The sequence below is a fragment of the Halomonas tibetensis genome (assembly GCF_042643535.1).
In the GTDB taxonomy this organism is placed as follows: Bacteria; Pseudomonadota; Gammaproteobacteria; order Pseudomonadales; family Halomonadaceae; genus Halomonas; species Halomonas tibetensis.
In genome coordinates this window covers 131,019-150,079 of the sequence record NZ_JBHRSQ010000006.1, presented here as the reverse complement: position 1 = coordinate 150,079, position 19,061 = coordinate 131,019, and the positions used below count along the sequence as shown (strand labels likewise).

Genomic DNA, 19,061 nt, shown 5'->3' with positions numbered 1-19,061 from the left:
GGGAGGATGCCGTGCAGACGTCCTATGAGCTGAACAATGCACCTACAGAGTGCAATCGGGCCCTTTGGGCATGTGATGTTGATCCGGCAATTAATTGTAATGGTTTATCTTTTCTGGGAATGTCGCCTGCTGGCGCATCCCTTGCAACGTCTTCTTGCTACACAACAACAACCCTTGTGAGCATGGAGATTCTCATGACCCTATCCCATCGCAAGACGCTGCCGCTGCGTCCTCTGACCGCTGCGCTGCTGGCCGCCTCCCTGCTGGGGCCCGGCGCCCAGGCCCTGGCCCAGGAAGACCCCATCAAGATCGGCATCCTGCACTCGCTCTCGGGCACCATGGCGATCAGCGAGACGGTGCTCAAGGACACCGTGGAGATGCTCGTCGAAAAGCAGAATCAGGAGGGCGGTCTGCTGGGCCGTCAGCTCGAGGCGGTGGTAGTGGACCCGGCCTCCAACTGGCCGTTGTTCGCAGAGCGCGCTCGCGAGTTGCTGGCCCAGCACGAGGTAGACGTGGTCTTCGGCAACTGGACCTCAGTGTCGCGCAAGGCGGTGCTGCCGGTGTTCGAGGAGCTCAACGGCCTGCTCTTCTACCCGGTGCAGTACGAGGGAGAGGAGTCCTCCGAAAACGTCTTCTATACCGGGGCGGCGCCCAATCAGCAGGCCATCCCGGCGGTGAACTACCTGCATGATCAGGTCGGGGTGGAGCGCTGGGTGCTGGCGGGCACCGACTATGTCTATCCGCGCACCACCAACCGCATCCTCGAGGCGTATCTCCAGGAGGAGTTTGGAGTGGCCGAGGCAGATATCCTGGTGAACTACACCCCCTTCGGCCACTCGGACTGGCAGAACATCGTCGCCGAGATCCGTCGGTTCGGCTCAGAGGGCAAGAAGACCGCGGTGGTCTCGACCATCAACGGCGATGCCAATGTGCCTTTCTATCGTGAACTGGCCAACCAGGGCATCGACGCTGCGGACATCCCGGTAGTGGCCTTCTCGGTGGGCGAGCAAGAACTCACCGGTATTGATACCGGTCCGCTGGTCGGCCACCTGGCCGCCTGGAACTACTTCATGAGCGTTGATACCGATGCGAACTATGACTTCATCGACGCCTGGATTGACTGGACCGGCGACGAGGGGGCGGTGACCAACGACCCGATGGAGGCCCACTACATCGGTTTCAACATGTGGGCCGAGGCGGTTCGCAAGGCTGGCACCACCGACGTGGATGCCGTCAAAGACGCCATCATCGGCGTAGCCGTCCCCAACCTTACCGGCGGCTATGCGGCCATGATGCCCAATCACCACATCACCAAGCCGGTGCTGATCGGTGAGATCCAGGACAACGGCCAGTTCGATATCGTCTGGCAGACCCCGTCCACCGTGGTTGGCGATGCCTGGTCCGATTTCCTGCCGGGCTCCCGCGACCTGATCGCAGATTGGCGTGCCCCGATGCGCTGCGGCAACTTCAATGTCGCCACTGGCTCCTGTGGCGGCAGCACCGCGGCCGAGGAGGCCGAGGCAGCTTTGGCCGAGTAAGCCTGACCCATCCCCCGCCGCCCGGCGGGGGAGCACGCCTTCTCGACGCCTTACCGCTCCCGATTCCAGAGGAACTCCCGATGAGGAACTTCCCGCCGTCATGGCCCGGTTTGGCCAGGACACGAACCGGTCGTGCCCCGCTGGCCTGGCTGCTGACACTCCTGCTTCTGCTTCTGCTTCTGCTGCTGATGCTGATGCCCTCGGTCGCCCAAGCCCAGCCTGAGGAAGCCAACGCCCGGGCACTGCTCGAGTCCCTCGACGTACGCTCCTTCGACGAAAAGGCTCGCGCCATCGACGTCATTGTCCAGAGCGACGACCCTCGCGCCCGTTATTGGCTGCAGTCGCTGCTTGACGGGCGCCTGCAGCGCAGCGATGACGGCCGCTTCGTGGTGGTGCTCGAGAACCGCGGCCGCGACTGGCCGGTAGAGGACGCCCTGACGGGCGAGCCGCTGGGGGAGATGTCACGCCGAGACCTCGACCGCATCGGCATCAACAATGCACTGCGCAACCAGTTGCGAAGCGCCATTGCCGTGGTGGATCTCTATTCTCCGAATCTCGACCTGCGGCGTGCCTCCGCCGAGCGGCTGCTGGGCGAGGTGGACGCCGACCTGGCCAGCCCCCTGGCCAAGGTGATCGAGGGCGAGCAGGATGCGCAGGTGCGCAGCCGTCTGGTTCAAGCGCTGGCCATTCATCGCCTGGAGCAGGGCGAGGTGGCCGCCGTCGGCGATCTTCAGGGCAGCCTGCATCCGCGGGTCCGCGTGGCGCTCAACCGCGCGGCGTCGGGCGCGATAGAGGGCAGCGCTGCCAATGGTGACGACGCGGTGCTGGCCGATGCGGCACGCAGCGCGCTGAACGACATCGAGCAGCTGCTCAAGGTCAATCGGGCCGTGGAGACCCTCTACTTCGGCCTCTCGCTGGGCTCGGTGCTGGTGCTGGCGGCCATCGGCCTGGCCATCACCTTCGGTGTGATGGGGGTCATCAACATGGCCCACGGCGAGCTGATCATGCTCGGCGCCTATACCACCTGGGCCGTGCAGCAGCTGTTGCCGGGCCAGCCTGGCCTGGCGCTGGTCCTGTCGGTCCCCGCCGGCTTCCTGGTGGCGGCCCTGGCCGGCATCGCCATCGAACGCGGCGTGATCCAGTTTCTCAAGGGCAGGCCGCTCGAGACCCTGCTGGCCACCTTCGGCATCAGCCTGATCCTCCAGCAGCTGGTGCGAACGGTGATCTCACCGCAGAACCGCACCGTGATCTCGCCGGAGTGGATGAGCGGTTCCATCGCCATCAACGACGCCCTGTCGCTGACGCTCAATCGGCTGGTGGTGATCGGCTTTGCCCTGCTGGTATTCGCCGGCCTGATGCTGATCATGCGCCGCACCCGGCTGGGGCTCGAGGTGCGGGCGGTGACCCAGAACCGGGCCATGGCACGCTCCATGGGCATCCGCGCGACCCGGGTCGATATTCTGACCTTCGCCCTGGGCTCCGGGGTCGCGGGCCTGGCCGGGGTGGCGCTCTCCCAGCTCACCAACGTCGGGCCCAACCTGGGCCAGAACTACATCATCGACTCCTTCATGGTGGTGGTGTTCGGCGGCGTGGGGAATCTCTGGGGCACCCTGGTGGCGGGCCTCTCGCTGGGCGTGATCAACCAGGTGCTGGAGCCCTGGGCCGGGGCCGTGCTGGCCAAGATCATCGTGCTCGTCTTCATCATCCTGTTCATCCAGAAGCGCCCCCGCGGACTCTTTCCGCAGAAGGGCCGTGCGGCGGAGGGCTGATCCATGCTGGCTTCGAGATTCTGGCTGACGCGCCCCTTCGCGGAGCGCTCGACACAGCTGTTCCTGGCCGTGCTGCTGGCCGCCATGACCCTGGTGACCCTGCTTCACGTGGTAGTGCCCCAGGGCCATGCGCTGCACGTCAACGCCTATACCGTCAACCTGTTCGGCAAGTACCTGAGCTATGCGCTGCTCGCCGTGGCGGTGGACCTGGTGTGGGGCTACCTGGGCATCCTGAGCCTGGGCCACGGTGCCTTCTTCGCCCTGGGCGGCTACGCCATGGGCATGTACCTGATGCGCCGGATCGGCGACCGCGGGGTCTATGGCCACCCGGAGCTGCCGGACTTCATGGTGTTCCTCAGCTGGGATAGCCTGCCCTGGTACTGGGCCGGCTTCGACATGGCCTGGTTCGCCTTCCTGATGGTGCTGCTGGCGCCGGGGGCTCTGGCGCTGGTATTCGGCTTCCTGGCCTTCCGCTCCCGGGTCACCGGGGTCTACCTGTCGATCATCACCCAGGCGCTGACGTTTGCGTTGATGCTGGCCTTCTTCCGCAACGAGATGGGCTTCGGCGGCAACAACGGGCTGACCGACTTCCGCGACATCCTCGGCTTCAATTTGCGCAGCAACGAGACCCGCCTCGGGCTCTTCCTGGCCACCGGCGTGGCGCTGGCCCTGGGCTACCTGCTGTGCCGGGCGATCGTCGGCAGCAAGCTCGGCCGGGTCTGCATCGCCACCCGCGATGCCGAAGCCCGCACCCGCTTTCTCGGTTACCGAGTCGAGCGGTTCCAACTGTTCGTCTTCGTGGTCTCGGCCATGCTGGCGGGCCTGGCCGGCGCCCTCTACGTGCCCCAGGTCGGGATCATCAACCCCAGCGAGTTCTCGCCGCTGTTCTCCATCGAGATCGTGCTGTGGGTCGCGCTGGGGGGGCGTGCGACCCTCTACGGCGCCGTGATCGGGGCGATACTCGTCAACTACGCTAAGACGGTGTTCACCGGAGTGATGCCCGACGCCTGGCTGTTCGCCCTTGGCGGGCTCTTCGTGCTGGTCACGGTATTTTTGCCCAGGGGCGTCGCCGGCCTGCTCGCCTATCGTCTGAAGCGTCGCCGACGGCCGGATGACGATGGCGCGACGGGCAGGGAGGTAACTCCATGAGCCTGCTGAGATCCTTCGCCGACCGCGATCGCGTCTTCGACTTCCTGGTGCCCGCCATCTCGCCGGTGGACGTGCGCCACGGCCCCATCCTCTATCTGGAGGACGTCACGGTGAGCTTCGATGGCTTCAAGGCCATCAACAATTTGAACCTGACCGTCGACGACGGCGAGTTGCGCTGCATCATCGGTCCCAACGGCGCCGGCAAGACCACCATGATGGATATCATCACCGGCAAGACCCGCCCCGACTGCGGCTCGGTGTGGTTCGGCAGCCGCCACGACCTGCTGGCCATGAACGAGCCTGAGATCGCCAGCCTGGGCATCGGCCGCAAGTTCCAGAAGCCCACGGTGTTCGAAGCACTCTCGGTGTTCGAGAACCTGGAACTGGCCATGGCCGCCGACAAGCGCATCCTGCCCACGTTGACAGCGCGCATGAGCGGCGAGATCCGCGATCGCATCGAGGAGGTGCTCGGCACCATTGGCCTGGTTGAGCTGCATGGCCGTCCGGCCGGGATACTCTCACACGGCCAGAAGCAGTGGCTGGAGATCGGCATGCTGCTGATGCAGCGGCCCCGGCTGCTGCTGGTGGACGAGCCGGTGGCCGGCATGACCGAGCAGGAGATGGAGCGTACCGCAGAGCTCCTGACGGGGCTGGCGGGGAAACAGTCCGTTGTCGTCGTCGAGCATGACATGGGCTTCGTTCGCTCCATTGCACGCCAGGTGACGGTGCTGCACCAGGGCAGCGTGCTGGCCGAGGGGAGTATGGACCAGGTGTCCAATGACCCGAAGGTGATCGAAGTCTACTTGGGTTCGGAAGGTCCTGGCGAGGAGGCGTAATGCTGACCATCGACAAGCTCAACCAGTACTACGGCGAGAGCCACACCCTGTGGGATCTCGACCTCGGGGTACCACGGGGCGAGTGCACCTGCGTGATGGGGCGCAATGGGGTGGGCAAGACCACCTTGATGAAGGCAATCATGGGCGAGGTGGCTGTCTCCGACGGCAGCATTCGCTACGCCGATGACGTGGAGCTGACCCGCAAGCGCGTGGAGGAGCGCTCGCGTTTGGGCATCGGCTATGTGCCCCAGGGTCGGCAGATCTTTCCGCTGCTCACCGTGGAGGAGAACCTGCGCACCGGCCTCGCCGCACGCAGCGACGGCCGCCGCACCATTCCCTCCCGCATCTTCGAGCTCTTCCCAGTGCTCGAGGAGATGAAGCACCGCCGTGGCGGTGACCTCTCCGGCGGCCAGCAGCAGCAGCTGGCCATCGGCCGGGCGCTGGTGATCGAGCCGCGTCTGCTGATCCTGGACGAGCCGGGGGAGGGCATCCAGCCCAATATCGTCACCCTGATCGGCGAGGTGATCCGCCGGCTGATCAAGGAGGACGGCCTGACCGTTCTGCTGGTGGAGCAGAAGCTCCCCTTTGCCCGCAAGTTCGCCGACCGCTTCGTGATCATGGATCGCGGGCGGCCGGTGGCCCTGGGGCCGATCGGCGAGCTGACCGATGCGCTGATCAAGGCGCATCTGACGGTATAGGCCCTGGAGCCCGGAACACCCAGCGCCGGGCAGCAGGTTGCCAGGCGTCTTGATCGGCGAGCCGACGCACCTTGCACCTTTATAGCTAGCCTGCCCGTCTCTACGCCCCCAAGGGGTGCATTTACCCCTCGCATTGGCGCACCTCAATAAGGCACTGGGAATGCGAACTGTGCTCGAGAGAAAGTACAAGCTTCTGAATAACATTAAGAAAATATCCTTTTCCCTCTTCTGGTACGCCGCTTGCTCATAACTGTGCAGATACGCTGGATCACGAGCCGCCCATGACCGCTTTCGAGACATGCCGGGATGCCACACCGCCGACGGACTCCGGCCATCGCTTCGATGCCGCACGCCGCTGGGAGGCTTCCCTGAATCTGGGCTTCGCCTCCCGCCAGAACGTGACCCGCCTGGTTCGCGCGCGACATCGCGGGCCGCTGCGGGTGCAGCGTCCCTTCTATCCGGAAGGGGCCATGGGCGCCTGTCATGTCTATCTCCTGCACCCCCCGGGTGGGCTGGTCAGCGGCGACGCCCTGAGTATCGATGTCGGAGTGGAAGCCGGGGCTCATGCCCTCTTGACCACGCCGGCCGCCAGCAAGCTCTATCGGGCCGACAGCCAAGGCGTCGCCGCGCATCAGCAGGTTCGCCTGCGCGTGGAGGAGGGCGCCAGTCTCGAGTGGCTCCCCCAGGAGACCATCGCCTTCAACGGGGCCCGGGGCGAGCAGGCCACCACCCTGGCGCTTGCCGGCAGTGCCCGATGCCTGGGCTGGGAGGTGTTGGCATTGGGTCGTCCCGCCAGCGAGCTGCCCTATGTGTCGGGTCGCATCGACCAGCGCTTCCGGCTCACTCGCGACGGCAAACCGCTATGGATCGAGCGTCAGCCCCTGGATCCATCTCATCCCCGCTTCCTTGGGCGCTGGGGGCAGGGCGGCGCCACCGTTCAGGCCACGCTCTGGGCGGTGGGCCTGCCCGATGAACCTGAGGCCGTCGAGGCACTGCGCGTGGCGCTAGGCGCCTCGACCCGCTGGGCGGTCACCGTGCGTCACGGTGTGCTGCTGGTGCGTTACCTGGGCCAGGAGTGTCGCGAGGCCTGGGGGCTGTGCGAGGACGCCTGGCGGGTCCTGCGTCCCAGGCTGCTGGACCTCGAGGCCCACGCGCCGCGCATCTGGCGAACCTGATACCCATCTTCCACGGAGACCCGACATGGAACTGACCCCCCGCGACAAGGACAAGCTGCTGCTCTTCATGGCGGCCCAACTGGCCGAACGTCGCCGCGCCCGAGGGTTGAAGCTCAACTACCCCGAGGCCGTGGCGCTGATCAGCTTCGAGATCCTGGAGGGCGCTCGCGATGGACGCACGGTGGCCGATCTGATGAGCGCCGGCCGCGAGATCCTCTCCCGCGACGACGTCATGGAGGGGGTGGCAGAGATGGTCGACGAGGTGCAGGTCGAGGCCACCTTCCCTGACGGCACCAAGCTGGTCACCGTCCACACCCCCATTGTCTAAGGAGCCCGCGATGATGTCCGGTCCGATGATTCCAGGTGAGTACCAGTTGATGGACGGCGAGATCGCGCTCTGCGAAGGGCGTGAGCGGATCACCGTCGAGGTTGCCAACACCGGCGACCGTCCGATCCAGATTGGCTCCCACTACCACTTCGCCGAGGCCAACCCGGCGCTCACCTTCGATCGCGTCAAGGCCCGTGGCCATCGTCTCGATGTGGCCGCCGGCACGGCGATCCGCTTCGAGCCGGGCCAGACCCGCGAGGTGACGCTGATCCCCTACGCCGGTCGGCGCCATGTCTACGGCTTTCGCGGTGAGGTCATGGGGCAGCTTGAAGGAGGACAGTCATGAGCTCTCCCAATACCATCAGCCGCCAGGCCTATGCCGACATGTACGGCCCCACGGTGGGCGATCGGGTTCGCCTCGGCGACACCGATCTGTGGATCGAGGTGGAGCGCGATGCCACCCACTATGGCGAGGAGGTGAAGTTCGGCGGCGGCAAGGTGATCCGCGACGGCATGGGCCAGAGCCAGCGCCACGATGCCACGGTGATGGACACGGTGATCACCAACGCCCTGATCCTCGACTGGTGGGGCATCGTCAAGGCCGACGTGGGTCTCCAGCAGGGTCGCATCGCTGCTATCGGCAAGGCGGGCAATCCCGACACCCAGCCCGACGTGACGATCGTCATCGGCCCCGGCACCGAGATCATCGCCGGCGAGGGCAAGATCCTGACCGCCGGCGGCCTGGACGCCCACATCCACTTCGTCTGCCCCCAGCTGGTGGAAGAGGCGCTGATGAGCGGCATCACCACCATGCTGGGCGGCGGCACCGGACCGGCGACCGGCACCAATGCCACCACCTGCACCCCGGGGGAGTGGCACCTTGGCAAGATGCTCCAGGCGGTGGACGATCTGCCGATGAACATTGGCTTTCTGGGCAAGGGCAATGCCAGCCTGCCCGAGGCACTCGAGGCCCAGCTCGAGGCCGGCGCCATGGGCCTCAAGCTCCACGAGGACTGGGGCACCACGCCGGCGGCCATCGACAACTGCCTCGCCGTCGCCGAGCGTTATGACGTCCAGATTGCCATTCACACCGACACCCTGAACGAGTCGGGCTTTGTGGAAGACACCCTGGCGGCCTTCAAGGAGCGCGGGATTCACACCTACCACACCGAAGGGGCCGGGGGCGGCCACGCACCGGACATTATCACCGCCTGCTCGAAGCCCTATGTGCTGCCGTCCTCCACCAATCCGACGCGGCCCTACACGGTCAACACCATCGATGAGCACCTGGACATGCTGATGGTGTGTCACCACCTCGACCCGAACATTCCTGAGGACGTGGCCTTCGCCGATTCTCGCATCCGGCGCGAGACCATCGCCGCCGAGGATATCCTCCACGACCTGGGGGTGATCTCGATGATCGCGTCCGACTCCCAGGCCATGGGCCGGGTCGGCGAGTCGATCTGCCGGACCTGGCAGACCGCCCATAAGATGAAGGTCCAGCGCGGCCTGCTGCCCGAAGACGAGGCGCTTGGCGCCGACAACTTTCGGGCCAAGCGCTACATCGCCAAGTACACCATCAACCAGGCGATCACCCACGGGATCAGCCACGAGGTGGGCTCCGTGGAGGTGGGCAAACTGGCCGATCTGGTGCTCTGGAAGCCGGCCTTCTTCGGCACCAAGCCCGCCATGATCATCAAGGGTGGAATGATCGCTGCCGCCCCCATGGGCGACCCCAACGCCTCGATCCCTACGCCCCAGCCGGTGCACTACCGCACCATGTTCGGTGCCCTGGGGCGCGCCGCTAGCCAGACGCGCCTGACCTTCGTCTGCCAGGCGGCGCTGGACGCCGGCATCAAAGAGCGGCTGGGGCTCAATAGCGAGCTCTCCGCGTGCCGCGATGTGCGCGGCGTGCGCAAGGGCGATATGAAGCTCAACGACGCCTGCCCCGAACTCACCGTGGACCCGCAGACCTACGAGGTGCACTGCGACGGCGAGCTGTTGACCTGCGAGCCCGCCACCGAGCTGCCTCTGGCTCAGCGCTACCACCTCTTCTAGGAGCCGATATGCTGACACTGACAGAACGTCTGGGAGTCATCGCCGCGGAACGGGCCAGCGATAGCCTGACACTACCCTATGAGCGGCGCGTGCTGGGACGCCTCAAGGCGGTGAGCGACAGCGGGCGTGAGCTGGGCCTGTTCCTGGATCGCGGCCCCGTGCTGCGTGACGGCGAGGGGCTGCGCGCCGAGGGGGGTGAGGTAGTGCACATTCGTGCCGCGGTCGAGCCGGTGGTCACCGCACGCGTTGCGTCCGGTTTGCCCCTGGCGCGGCTCGCCTACCATCTGGGCAACCGCCATGTGCAGCTGGCGCTGGGGGAAGATGCGCGGGGCGGTTTCGTGCGCTTTCCGCCCGACCATGTACTGGAAGCGCTTGCCGAACGGCTCGGGGCGGTGCTTGAGCACCATGAGGCCACCTTCGACCCCGAGCCCGGTGCCTACCAGCAGGCGGGCGGCCATTCGCACCCCCGTGACCACGGCCACGAGGCTCACCATCACGATCATGACCCAGGCCACCCCCATGCCCACTGAGGCCGCCATGACGACGGCGGCGGGGCAGGGCGACGACCTGGCGCTGCTGGGGCTGCTGCAGTTGGTCAGCCCCGCGCTTCCCATCGGCGCCTTCGCCTTCTCCCAGGGGCTGGAGAGTGCCTTCGAGCTTGGCTGGGTCGCGGACGAGGCGAGCCTCGGCGACTGGCTCGAAGGGGTGCTCGACGATGGCCTGATGCGCTGCGAGCTGCCGGCGCTTGCGCGCCTTCAGTCGGCCTGGGCGGCGGGCGACGTCGAGGCGGTGGCCGAGTGGGACCAGTGGCTTGCCGCCAACCGCGAGACCGCCGAGCTCGCCGCCGAGGACGCCCGTCTCGGGGCGTCGCTCACTCGCCTGCTGGGCAGCCTTGAGCTGCTGCCTGCCAGCACGGCGCGTGGGGCGTCGGCTCTGCCGACGGGAGCCGGCTACGTCACGGTTTTCGCCTGGACGGCCCATGTCCGCGGGGTGCCGGTGCGCCAGGCGCTGCTCGGCTTCGCCTGGGCCTGGCTGGAGAACCAGCTGGCCGTCGCCTGCAAGGCCCTGCCGCTGGGGCATACCGCCGCCCAGCGGCTGGTGGAGCGGCTGCGTCCGGCGCTGGTCTCTGCGGTGGACGAGGCGCTTGGGATGCATGACGACGACCTCGGCCCGGTGCTGCCCGGTCTGGCGTTGGGGAGCGCCCTGCATGAGACACAGTATTCGCGGCTATTTCGAAGTTAGTGCGTAAAACCAGGAGGAAAGACCATGACCCATTGCCTGCGGATAGGCGTCGGTGGCCCGGTGGGCTCCGGCAAGACGGCCCTGCTCAAGCAGCTCTGCCTGGCCCTGCGTGACCACTACGATATCGCCGTGGTCACCAATGACATCTACACCCGCGAGGATGCCGACTTCCTGCTCAAACACGAGGCGCTGGCCGCGGATCGCATCCTCGGCGTGGAGACCGGCGGTTGCCCCCACACCGCCATCCGGGAGGACGCCTCCATGAACCTGGCGGCCATCGATGAGCTTCAGGAACGCCACCCGGGACTGGAACTGGTTCTGGTCGAGTCCGGCGGCGACAACCTCTCGGCCACCTTCAGCCCCGAACTCTCGGACCTGACCCTCTACGTGATCGACGTCTCCGCCGGCGACAAGATTCCGCGCAAGGGCGGGCCGGGGATCACTAAATCGGACCTGCTGATCATCAACAAGATCGATATCGCCGAGCAGGTGCACGCCTCGCTTGCGGTGATGGAGCGCGACTCGAAGATGATGCGCGGGGAGCGCCCATTCGTCTTCACCAACCTCTACGACGGCGTGGGGCTCGAGACGATCATCCAGTTCATTCTCGACCGCGGCATGCTCCCGGAGCGCCGGCCGCCTGAGCGCCTCACCGCTGCCGTCACCGCCTGATGCCCTTGATCATTGACCCTGTCCGTTAGGAGGACGCTACCATGATGCACCCCTCTACTCTCACGGCGCGTATCGCTCTGACCACCGCAACCTTGCTGCTGGCCGGAGTGGCCCACGCCCATCCCGGCCATGACGCTCCCACGGTGCATGCCTACACCGGCAATCCGCTGCTGCTGGTGGTGCTTGCCATCTCGGTGCTTGGCCTGGCGGCGCTGGTGCCGCTGGCTCGGCGGGCGCTTCGACAACGCCGGCTGCAGCGGCAGCACTGAGCGTCGGCTGGTCCAGGGCCTGGCCCCAACGCAGATCGCCCGGCCAGTGGCCGGGCGATCTGCGTCTATCGAGTCGGTCGCTGTCTCAGGGCAGCAGGATGGTGGAGCCGGTAGTCTGGCGACCCTGCAGGGCGTCCTGGGCCTTGCCGGCCTCGCTGAGGGGATAGCGGTGCGAGACTTCGACCTTGAGCTTGCCGCTCTCCAGCATGGCGAAGAGCTCGTCGGCCATGCCCTGCAGCCGCTCGGGGGTATCGGCATAGCCGTTGAGGCTGGGACGGGTGACGAACAACGAGCCCTTCTGGTTGAGGATGCCGATATTGACGCCCTCCACGGCCCCGGAGGCGTTGCCGAAGCTGACCATCAGCGAACGCGGCTTGAGGCAGTCCAGCGAGGTCTCCCAGGTGTCCTTGCCCACCGAGTCATAGACCACGTCACACATGGCGCCATCGGTCAGCTCGCGCACCCGGGCCACCACGTCCTCCTTCGTATAGTCGATGGTGGCCCAGGCACCGTTCTTCTCGGCCAGCGCCGCCTTTTCGGGGGAACTCACGGTGCCGATCAGCTTCACGCCCAGGGCCCTGGCCCACTGGCAGGCGATGGAGCCCACGCCGCCGGCGGCGGCGTGCCAGAGGATCGTCTCGCCCCCCTTGAGCGCGAAGGTCTGGCGCATCAGATACTGCACGGTCAGGCCCTTGAGCATGCTGGCCGCGGCGGTCTCGAAGTCGATGGACTCGGGCAGCGCCACCAGCTTTTCGGCGGGCAGGGTGTGAAGCTCGGCGTAGGCGCCCAGGGGGCCCTGGGCATAGGCCACGCGGTCGCCAGGCGAGAGGTGGGTGACCCCTTCGCCCACGGCGTCGACGACGCCCGCGCCTTCGGTGCCGAGGCCGGAGGGCAGAGACGGCGCCGGATAGAGTCCGGTGCGAAAATAGATGTCGATGAAGTTGAGGCCGATGGCGCGGTTGGCGACCCGCACGTCGCCCGGGCCCGGCTCGCCGGGGGAGGCCTCGACGAGTTCGAGCACCTCGGAGCCGCCGGTGTGGGCAAACTGGATACGCTTGGCCATGTCGATAAGTCCTTGTTTTAATGAAAGCTGTACGGGATGAGTGACAGTCGGCATACGGGAAACATCCAAACGCCGATTGCCCGTCCGGTCAAGCCGGTATCGCCGGCGGCGGGCTCAGACTGTGTCGAGCCCCTCGACGAAGGCGCGCTTCTCCGCCTCGAAGAAGGTGCGTTCGTGCTTGAAACGGCGCAGCACGGCCTGATCGTCGAAGGTCAGCGGTGTCGCCAGCGCGGCCGGGTGCTGGAAGGCAAGACCGACCCGCTGTCCCTGGCCGTCCTCGATCCAGCGGGTGAGCCCACACTCATGCAGGAACGCCTCGTCGAGGGTCTCGGTCGGCGTTGCGCAGAGGGGCGCGTTGAGGGCCAGGTCGCGGATCAGCCGCCGCAGGGGCTCTCGGCTCTCCTCGAGGGAGGCGGCGAGCCTGAGGGCCATCCCTTCGCCGCTTTCATCCATGACCAGCAGTGCCAGCGCCAGGGGGTGGCCCCTGTCATCAAGCAGGGCCCAGAGGCGAGCGGCCTCGGCGGGAAACAGCAGGTGACGGGTGCCGCTGAAGTCGACCAGCGGAGCGAGCCCCGCCTGGGTGCCATGAACCGCCGCGCACAGTCTTGCCAGACAGGCATCGCGCCTGGCACCGGCCTCGAAACTCACCACCTTCATTGCTTCTCCCCGTTCGCATGACGTGATCGCGCGAAGCCTAGCACACTCCGGCTGCGGGCAAGACGCTGGGCGTGGCGCCACGCGGCCGCTATGCTATCGACCATTCGCTGTCATGAAGGGCGCCGACGCTGTCATTCTTCATCTTAACGGAGCCGAGTCCACTGCATGTCCCATCCCGCCATTACCCTGCCACGCCTGATCGCCCATCGGGGACTGTCGGCCAGAGCCCCCGAAAATACCCTCTCTGCGGTACGCGCCGCCCATGCGGCCGACTGCCACTGGGTCGAGCTGGACGTACAGCTGCTCGGCGACGGTACGCCGGTGATCTGGCATGACGCCACCGTCAAGCGCTGCTCGGATGGTCGCGCAAGGCTCAAGGATCTGGATCTGCCCCGTGCCCGCCGGTTGGACGTGGGCGGCTGGTTCGGCGATGAGTTTCGCGGCGAGCGCATCGCCACGCTTTCTGAAATGCTCGGACTGATCGATGCCCTGGGGCTCGGACTGAACCTGGAGCTCAAGGTGAACCGCGGTCGCAGTGCCGCGGCTCTGGTGGAAGAAGCGATACCCGCGGCGCTGGATAGGCTGTCCTCCGAGCGACTGATTGTCTCCTCCTTCAACGCCGAGGCGCTGTCCTGTGCCCGGGACCTGGCCCCCGCCGCGCGGCTGGCCCTGGGCGCGCTGTTCGAGGGGATTCCCGACGACTGGCGGCAGCGCTGCGAGGCGCTGGAGATCTATAGCGTACACGCCGACTGGAAGCGCCTTAGTCGTCGCGGTGCCTTGGCGGTCAGTGAGGCGGGCTATCCGCTGCTTTGCTACACCGCCAACGATCCGGCAGCCTTCGCCCACCAGTGGGACTGGGGCGTGTCCAGCGTGATCAGCGACGACCCCTCCTGCTTTGAGGGCCATCTTCCCCACGACGGCTGAGTCCTCGACGCGCGTCAATGCAGTCGGGCCGCCCCAAGGGGCGGCCCGTTTGCTGGCTGCTGGCATGTCGCCTGAGATCAGGCGCTGTCTCAGCGAGTGGCCTGGGTGACCTCGTCGCGGCCGTCATCTTGTTCAACCACCATGTCGTCCTCGACGTGGATGGGCTCCTCGTCCTCGGCTTCGCGTGCGCTGCGCGCGCGGTGCTCGATCAGGAAGTAGAGAATAAGGCCGATGCCCAGGCCCCAGGCAGCCCCGTGGGTCGCCAGGACGACACCCATGATGCCTGCTACGCCCATGGCGGTGGCGTTCTTGATCTGTTCCACGGCCACGGCGATACACAGATAGCCGGTGATCAGCAAAGTGATGGAGAGGGCGATGGGTAGCACCGGACGGAAGGCGGTGACCAGCGGCAGCATAAACAGCGCGAAGAAGCCGACGATCCAGAACACAGCGGTGCCGGAGTAGATGCTTTCCATGGCCTTACGGCCATAGCGGTAGCGCTCGGTGACGGTGGCCATGGCGCCGGTAAACAGCGGGCCGGCAAGGCCGGGGTAGGGGGCCAGCAGAGAGTGCATCAGGTTGCGCAGCCCGGTGATCAGGTGCACGCGGTCGACGTCGACCTCGATCTTCTCGTCGGGTCGCAGGTGGTCGACGCGCTTGATCAGGGTCTGGCCGACGATGATGTCACCGAAGGCAATGATATAGGCGATGATGGCGGTGGGAATCGCGGCGATCATCAGTTCGGGGCCGGGCGCGCCGATCGAGAAGGGCAAATAGGCCCAGAGACCGCCGAAGTCCGGAATGGCGATGCCCCACTCCACCGTTGGTAGCGGGTACTCGCCCACGCCCCAGCCGATGGCCATGGTGATCAGCATACCTGGCACCATGCCATAGGCCACGATATTGCGCGCCCAGCGGTATTTCTCGGCCAGATCGCGGAAGGAGAGCGAGAACAACACATAGAGAGTGATCAGGCCGCCGATGCCCAGAGAAATCGGGGTATTGTAGAGTCGGCCACCCACGCTGATTTCGCCGCTGATGGCGGCGATGCCGGCGCCCAACAGAATCCCTGCCTTGATGGAGTCGGGGACGTTGTCGACCAGCTTGGTACCCAGGCGCGTGACGGCCATGAAAAGAAAGATGGCGGAGACCATCAGCTGCAGGGCGATCATCGCCTTGAGGGCATCAGGGCCGGGTTCATACTGGCCAATGAACAGCAGCACCACGGGGATAGCCGGGGTGATCCAACCGGCGATAAAGGGAATTCCCAGTAGCGGCGGCAGAATAAAGCCGATGCCGCAAACCACCACGAAGGCCAGCGCCACTTCGTAGGGAATGCCGAGATACTGCTCCAGGAGCGGAATCATGCCCAGGGAGATGACGAACATCACCAGGGCCTGGATGGTCTCCGGGATGGCCCAGGGGAAGTGGATGAAGGGAAGGCGGACCTTGAAGGGCCCCACCGGCCAGTAGGGTTGTTCCTCACCATACTTACGTTTGAGTAGCACGTCGTTAACCTCAGCGGTTCTGGTTGTTCATGGGCATTCCTCGTTGGCTGTTGTTGTTCTTGGCTGTGAGGTTTGTACTTGGGGCGACCCCAAGGGAACATTCGACCTTGTAACGAGGTGCTCCATCTCGGGGCTGCACCGAGTGTCGACAATTGCGGAGCGAGCATGCCGAAAAATCACGAAAAGACGGGCTATTGACGCTAAAAAACCGTCATATGTCGATATCGTTGTCGACATGACATGTGTTTTATCGCCACCTTACGTAAACGTAAACTTTGGTCCAATGGGCCGAGGCGCCGTGACAGGACAAGGGGTAGATCGTGGAGAAAACGAGGAGGCGACGCATGTGGCCATGGATCGTGACGGCGGTGCTGGTGGCGTGGATCGCCATGGGCGTCTGGCAGCGCAACAAGCCGCTCCCGGAGGATCTTGGACAGGCCTGGCCGGAGCGCCCGGTCGAGGAGGTCGGGTTCCTGGCGGATGAATCCTGGTTCGATGCGCAGGGAGGGCGGCATCTCGACCAGGCCATCTTCGACGAGATGCTGGCGCTGATCGGCGATGCCCGCCGCCTGGTGGTGCTGGACATGTTCCTGTTCAACGATTTTGCCGGCGGCAGCGAGGCGGGTGAGTTTCGGCCCCTCACGGCGGAACTCACCGACGCCCTGATCGAGCAGAAACGACGCCATCCCGGGCTTGAGGCGGTGGTGATCAGCGATCCGCTCAATACCTTCTATGGCGGGCTCGAGCTCGACCACCTAGAGGCCCTGCGCCGCGCCGGCATTATCGTGGTGCTGACAGATCTTAATCGGTTGCGCGCGTCCAACCCCCTATGGTCGGGGCTATGGCACCTGGGGCCGCGCTGGCTTGGCAACAGCGCTCAGGCCGGGTGGCTGCCCAATGCCCTGGGCCCCGGGCGGGTTACCCTGCGCAGCTACCTGGCGCTGCTCAATTTCAATGCCAACCATCGCAAGACCCTGGTGGTAGATCGGGGGGAGGGCTGGGCGGGGCTTGTCACCTCGGCCAATCCCCATGATGCCAGTAGCCTCCACGGCAACGTCGCCCTGCGCTTCGAGGGTGCCGCGGCCCTGGACCTGCTGGCCTCCGAGCGCACGATAGCGGCCTGGTCAGGCGTCGGCCTGCCGAGCCCAGGGCCATTGCCGGCTTTGTCGAACGACGATGGCGCGCGGCTGCAGCTGCTGACCGAGGGGGCGATCCGCGACGCCCTGCTGGCGGCCATCAAGGCCAGCGGGGAGGGCGACCGCCTCGACCTGGCGGTCTTCTACCTCTCTCACCGCGGTGTCATCGAGGCGCTCAAGGCGGCCAGCGCCCGTGGCGTTGAAGTGCGCGCGCTGCTGGATCTCAATCGCGATGCCTTTGGCCTTGAGAAGGGGGGCATTCCCAATCGGCCGGTGGGACGCGAACTTGTCGAGTCCGGTATCGCGGTGCGCTGGTGTGCCACTCGAGGCGAGCAGTGCCACACCAAGCTGCTGCTGCGTCGGCCCGTGGACGGGGGTGACGCGGAGATGATTCTCGGCTCGGCCAACTTCACCCGGCGCAACCTCGACAACCTCAACCTGGAGACCAGTATCCGGCTGTTGGGCAGGGCTGATTCGTCGGCCCTGGGCCAGGCCGGGGCCTTTTTCGAGCGGCGCTGGCACAGCTCACCAGAACGCATCACCAGCATGCCTTTCGAGGCCTATGACGACACAACGACCTGGCAGCGGCTGCGATATAGGATCATGGAGGCCAGCGGGCTCTCTACTTTCTGACGAGTGCTGGCACTCAATCTTCCAGTCGCTTACTGCTTGACAGTCGCCGGGTGGCCGGCCAGCTTGGAAGGGCAAATTCGAGGGGGAGACTGGGCATGGACAAGCTGCTACTGGCCGTGAAGCTGATCATCACGGCGCTGGTGCTGATTCTTATCGTGCAGAACATCGCTATGGTGGAGGTCCGCTTTCTGACCTGGAGTCTTTCGTTGCCCCTGGCGCTGCTGCTGATAGTGATCTACCTGCTGGGGATGGTCAGCGGCAAGGGGCTGATGGGTCTGATTCGCAGGCTGGGCCGAGACGACGCCAGAACCACCAGGCGCTGAGCGTTTCAACGTCATCACTTCAAGCGAGTTATCGCCTGACGGCGGGGGTCGATGTACCACGGTAGCCCCTGGCGAGCATTGTGCTCCAGCTCGGCGATCACCTGGGCACCGAGCAGCAGGATGATGGCGCCCACCTCCAGGCTCAGCAGCATTACGATCAAGGTGGCCAGCGACCCATAGACGGCATTGACGAAGGAGATGTTGGCAAAGTAGTAAACCAGTATCAGTCGCACTCCCTCCCACAGCAGCGCGGCGACCAGGCCGCCGATGACCGCCCGGCGCAGCGCGACTCGCACCACCGGCAGCACCTTGTAGATGGCGCTGAACAGCAGGAAGACGCCGAGGAAGCTGGCCAGGTTGAGTACCGGCTCGGAAAGCCCGGCCATCGGCAGTTCCCGGTCGAACAGCGCCAGCCAAAGGTCGTTGAGGGAGCTGGCCAGGGTCACCAGCAGGGTCAGTGCCATCAGCCCCGCTCCCAGCACCACCATGAAGGCATAGGGCAACAGCACCGAGACCCAGGCGCTGCGCCCCGCCTGGTGTATGTCCGGGGCGTGGAAGATCAGCGCCAGGGCGTCTTCCAGCATGCGGAAGGCGAAGGAGCTGAACAGCAGCAGCACCGGAAAGCCGAGGATGCCGATGACCTCGCGGGTGTCGAGCAGGGCGCGCACCGCCTCCAGCAGCACCTCGGCGTGGGCCGGGGCCAGGTGCTGGGCCTGGATGCTCAGCACCCCCAGCAGGTGCGTCTCGTCCACCACCCGGGCCAGCAGCACCACCAGAAGCGCAAACAGCGGCACAATGGAAAGCAGGATGTTATAGCCCACCCCGCCTGCTAGCAGGATGCCCCGGTTACGCAGGAAGGCGGTAATGACCCGCCACAGGAAGCGGCACACCAGCGGTAGCAGGGTGACGGCGAGGTGACGCGAGGAGCGCGGTGGAGTGGAAGAGGTCATCGGCCTGGCCGTCCATGGGCGTCCTTGCATCATACGCCCGACGCGTCGAGTTGCGTCAACGCGTCGTGGGTTACCGTCGAGGCTCGTCGCCTCGCAGGGGCTAACTTAGCAGGGGCTAACTTAGGAGGGGCTA

The 19,061-nt window shown here is 65.7% G+C and carries 20 protein-coding genes; 16 read left to right on the top strand and 4 right to left on the bottom strand.

What is annotated here, in order from left to right:
- Positions 1 to 194 precede the first annotated feature (194 nt).
- The 13 genes from urtA to ACFODV_RS01645 all read left to right on the top strand — a co-directional run bounded on the left by urtA (position 195) and on the right by ACFODV_RS01645 (position 11,734).
- Entirely contained in the window at positions 195 to 1,538 is a 1,344-nt protein-coding gene (gene urtA, locus ACFODV_RS01705) for an urea ABC transporter substrate-binding protein (protein WP_379753668.1), read from the top strand.
- Between the two features lie 188 nt (positions 1,539 to 1,726).
- Positions 1,727 to 3,307: an urea ABC transporter permease subunit UrtB gene (gene urtB / locus ACFODV_RS01700; RefSeq protein WP_379754291.1), complete on the top strand. Its 1,581-nt coding sequence runs from the start codon at positions 1,727 to 1,729 to the stop codon at positions 3,305 to 3,307.
- Positions 3,308 to 3,310: 3 nt separating this feature from the next.
- Positions 3,311 to 4,456 (top strand): urea ABC transporter permease subunit UrtC, encoded by a 1,146-nt coding sequence (urtC, locus tag ACFODV_RS01695; protein ID WP_379753665.1) that lies wholly within the window; start codon positions 3,311 to 3,313, stop codon positions 4,454 to 4,456.
- Positions 4,453 to 5,292, top strand: coding sequence for an urea ABC transporter ATP-binding protein UrtD (gene urtD, locus ACFODV_RS01690; RefSeq protein WP_379753662.1), 840 nt, complete (start codon positions 4,453 to 4,455; stop codon positions 5,290 to 5,292). The genes urtC and urtD overlap by 4 nt, the downstream gene beginning before the upstream one ends.
- Positions 5,292 to 5,990, top strand: coding sequence for an urea ABC transporter ATP-binding subunit UrtE (gene urtE / locus ACFODV_RS01685; RefSeq protein WP_379753659.1), 699 nt, complete (start codon positions 5,292 to 5,294; stop codon positions 5,988 to 5,990). The genes urtD and urtE overlap by 1 nt, the downstream gene beginning before the upstream one ends.
- A 281-nt stretch (positions 5,991 to 6,271) precedes the next feature.
- Positions 6,272 to 7,165: an urease accessory protein UreD gene (locus ACFODV_RS01680; protein ID WP_379753656.1), complete on the top strand. Its 894-nt coding sequence runs from the start codon at positions 6,272 to 6,274 to the stop codon at positions 7,163 to 7,165.
- Positions 7,166 to 7,190: 25 nt separating this feature from the next.
- Positions 7,191 to 7,493, top strand: coding sequence for an urease subunit gamma (locus ACFODV_RS01675; protein ID WP_290788392.1), 303 nt, complete (start codon positions 7,191 to 7,193; stop codon positions 7,491 to 7,493).
- A gap of 25 nt (positions 7,494 to 7,518) precedes the next feature.
- Positions 7,519 to 7,839 (top strand): urease subunit beta, encoded by a 321-nt coding sequence (locus tag ACFODV_RS01670; RefSeq protein ID WP_379754288.1) that lies wholly within the window; start codon positions 7,519 to 7,521, stop codon positions 7,837 to 7,839.
- The gene (ureC, locus tag ACFODV_RS01665) at positions 7,836 to 9,551 is read left to right on the top strand and encodes an urease subunit alpha (protein ID WP_379753653.1); all 1,716 of its coding nucleotides are present in this window, start codon (positions 7,836 to 7,838) and stop codon (positions 9,549 to 9,551) included. The genes ACFODV_RS01670 and ureC overlap by 4 nt, the downstream gene beginning before the upstream one ends.
- Before the next feature lie 8 nt (positions 9,552 to 9,559).
- Complete coding sequence (ureE, locus tag ACFODV_RS01660; RefSeq protein ID WP_379753650.1) at positions 9,560 to 10,081, top strand: urease accessory protein UreE; 522 nt, start codon at positions 9,560 to 9,562, stop codon at positions 10,079 to 10,081.
- Complete coding sequence (locus ACFODV_RS01655; protein ID WP_379753646.1) at positions 10,071 to 10,793, top strand: urease accessory protein UreF; 723 nt, start codon at positions 10,071 to 10,073, stop codon at positions 10,791 to 10,793. The genes ureE and ACFODV_RS01655 overlap by 11 nt, the downstream gene beginning before the upstream one ends.
- Before the next feature lie 24 nt (positions 10,794 to 10,817).
- Positions 10,818 to 11,465, top strand: coding sequence for an urease accessory protein UreG (gene ureG / locus ACFODV_RS01650; protein ID WP_379753643.1), 648 nt, complete (start codon positions 10,818 to 10,820; stop codon positions 11,463 to 11,465).
- A gap of 41 nt (positions 11,466 to 11,506) precedes the next feature.
- Positions 11,507 to 11,734, top strand: coding sequence for a hypothetical protein (locus tag ACFODV_RS01645; RefSeq protein ID WP_379753640.1), 228 nt, complete (start codon positions 11,507 to 11,509; stop codon positions 11,732 to 11,734).
- A gap of 85 nt (positions 11,735 to 11,819) precedes the next feature.
- Here the strand turns inward: ACFODV_RS01645 and ACFODV_RS01640 are convergent, their stop codons facing one another.
- Together ACFODV_RS01640 and ACFODV_RS01635 are read right to left on the bottom strand one after the other, a co-directional pair.
- The gene (locus tag ACFODV_RS01640) at positions 11,820 to 12,797 is read right to left on the bottom strand and encodes an NADPH:quinone reductase (RefSeq protein ID WP_379753637.1); all 978 of its coding nucleotides are present in this window, start codon (positions 12,795 to 12,797) and stop codon (positions 11,820 to 11,822) included.
- A gap of 114 nt (positions 12,798 to 12,911) precedes the next feature.
- Positions 12,912 to 13,454, bottom strand: coding sequence for a hypothetical protein (locus ACFODV_RS01635; protein ID WP_379753634.1), 543 nt, complete (start codon positions 13,452 to 13,454; stop codon positions 12,912 to 12,914).
- 165 nt (positions 13,455 to 13,619) lie between these two features.
- Here ACFODV_RS01635 and ACFODV_RS01630 point away from each other — a divergent pair, with 165 nt between their 5' ends.
- Complete coding sequence (locus ACFODV_RS01630) at positions 13,620 to 14,378, top strand: glycerophosphodiester phosphodiesterase family protein (protein WP_379753631.1); 759 nt, start codon at positions 13,620 to 13,622, stop codon at positions 14,376 to 14,378.
- A gap of 89 nt (positions 14,379 to 14,467) precedes the next feature.
- Here the strand turns inward: ACFODV_RS01630 and ACFODV_RS01625 are convergent, their stop codons facing one another.
- The gene (locus ACFODV_RS01625; RefSeq protein WP_379753628.1) at positions 14,468 to 15,886 is read right to left on the bottom strand and encodes a xanthine/uracil/vitamin C permease; all 1,419 of its coding nucleotides are present in this window, start codon (positions 15,884 to 15,886) and stop codon (positions 14,468 to 14,470) included.
- Between the two features lie 344 nt (positions 15,887 to 16,230).
- Between ACFODV_RS01625 and ACFODV_RS01620 the strand changes: the two genes are divergently transcribed.
- Entirely contained in the window at positions 16,231 to 17,655 is a 1,425-nt protein-coding gene (locus ACFODV_RS01620) for a phospholipase D-like domain-containing protein (protein WP_379753625.1), read from the top strand.
- A gap of 95 nt (positions 17,656 to 17,750) precedes the next feature.
- Complete coding sequence (locus ACFODV_RS01615; RefSeq protein WP_379753622.1) at positions 17,751 to 17,978, top strand: lipopolysaccharide assembly protein LapA domain-containing protein; 228 nt, start codon at positions 17,751 to 17,753, stop codon at positions 17,976 to 17,978.
- 14 nt (positions 17,979 to 17,992) lie between these two features.
- On the opposite strand, the gene ACFODV_RS01610 is transcribed toward ACFODV_RS01615, so the two are convergent.
- The gene (locus tag ACFODV_RS01610) at positions 17,993 to 18,928 is read right to left on the bottom strand and encodes a YihY/virulence factor BrkB family protein (protein ID WP_379753619.1); all 936 of its coding nucleotides are present in this window, start codon (positions 18,926 to 18,928) and stop codon (positions 17,993 to 17,995) included.
- Positions 18,929 to 19,061 lie beyond the last annotated feature (133 nt).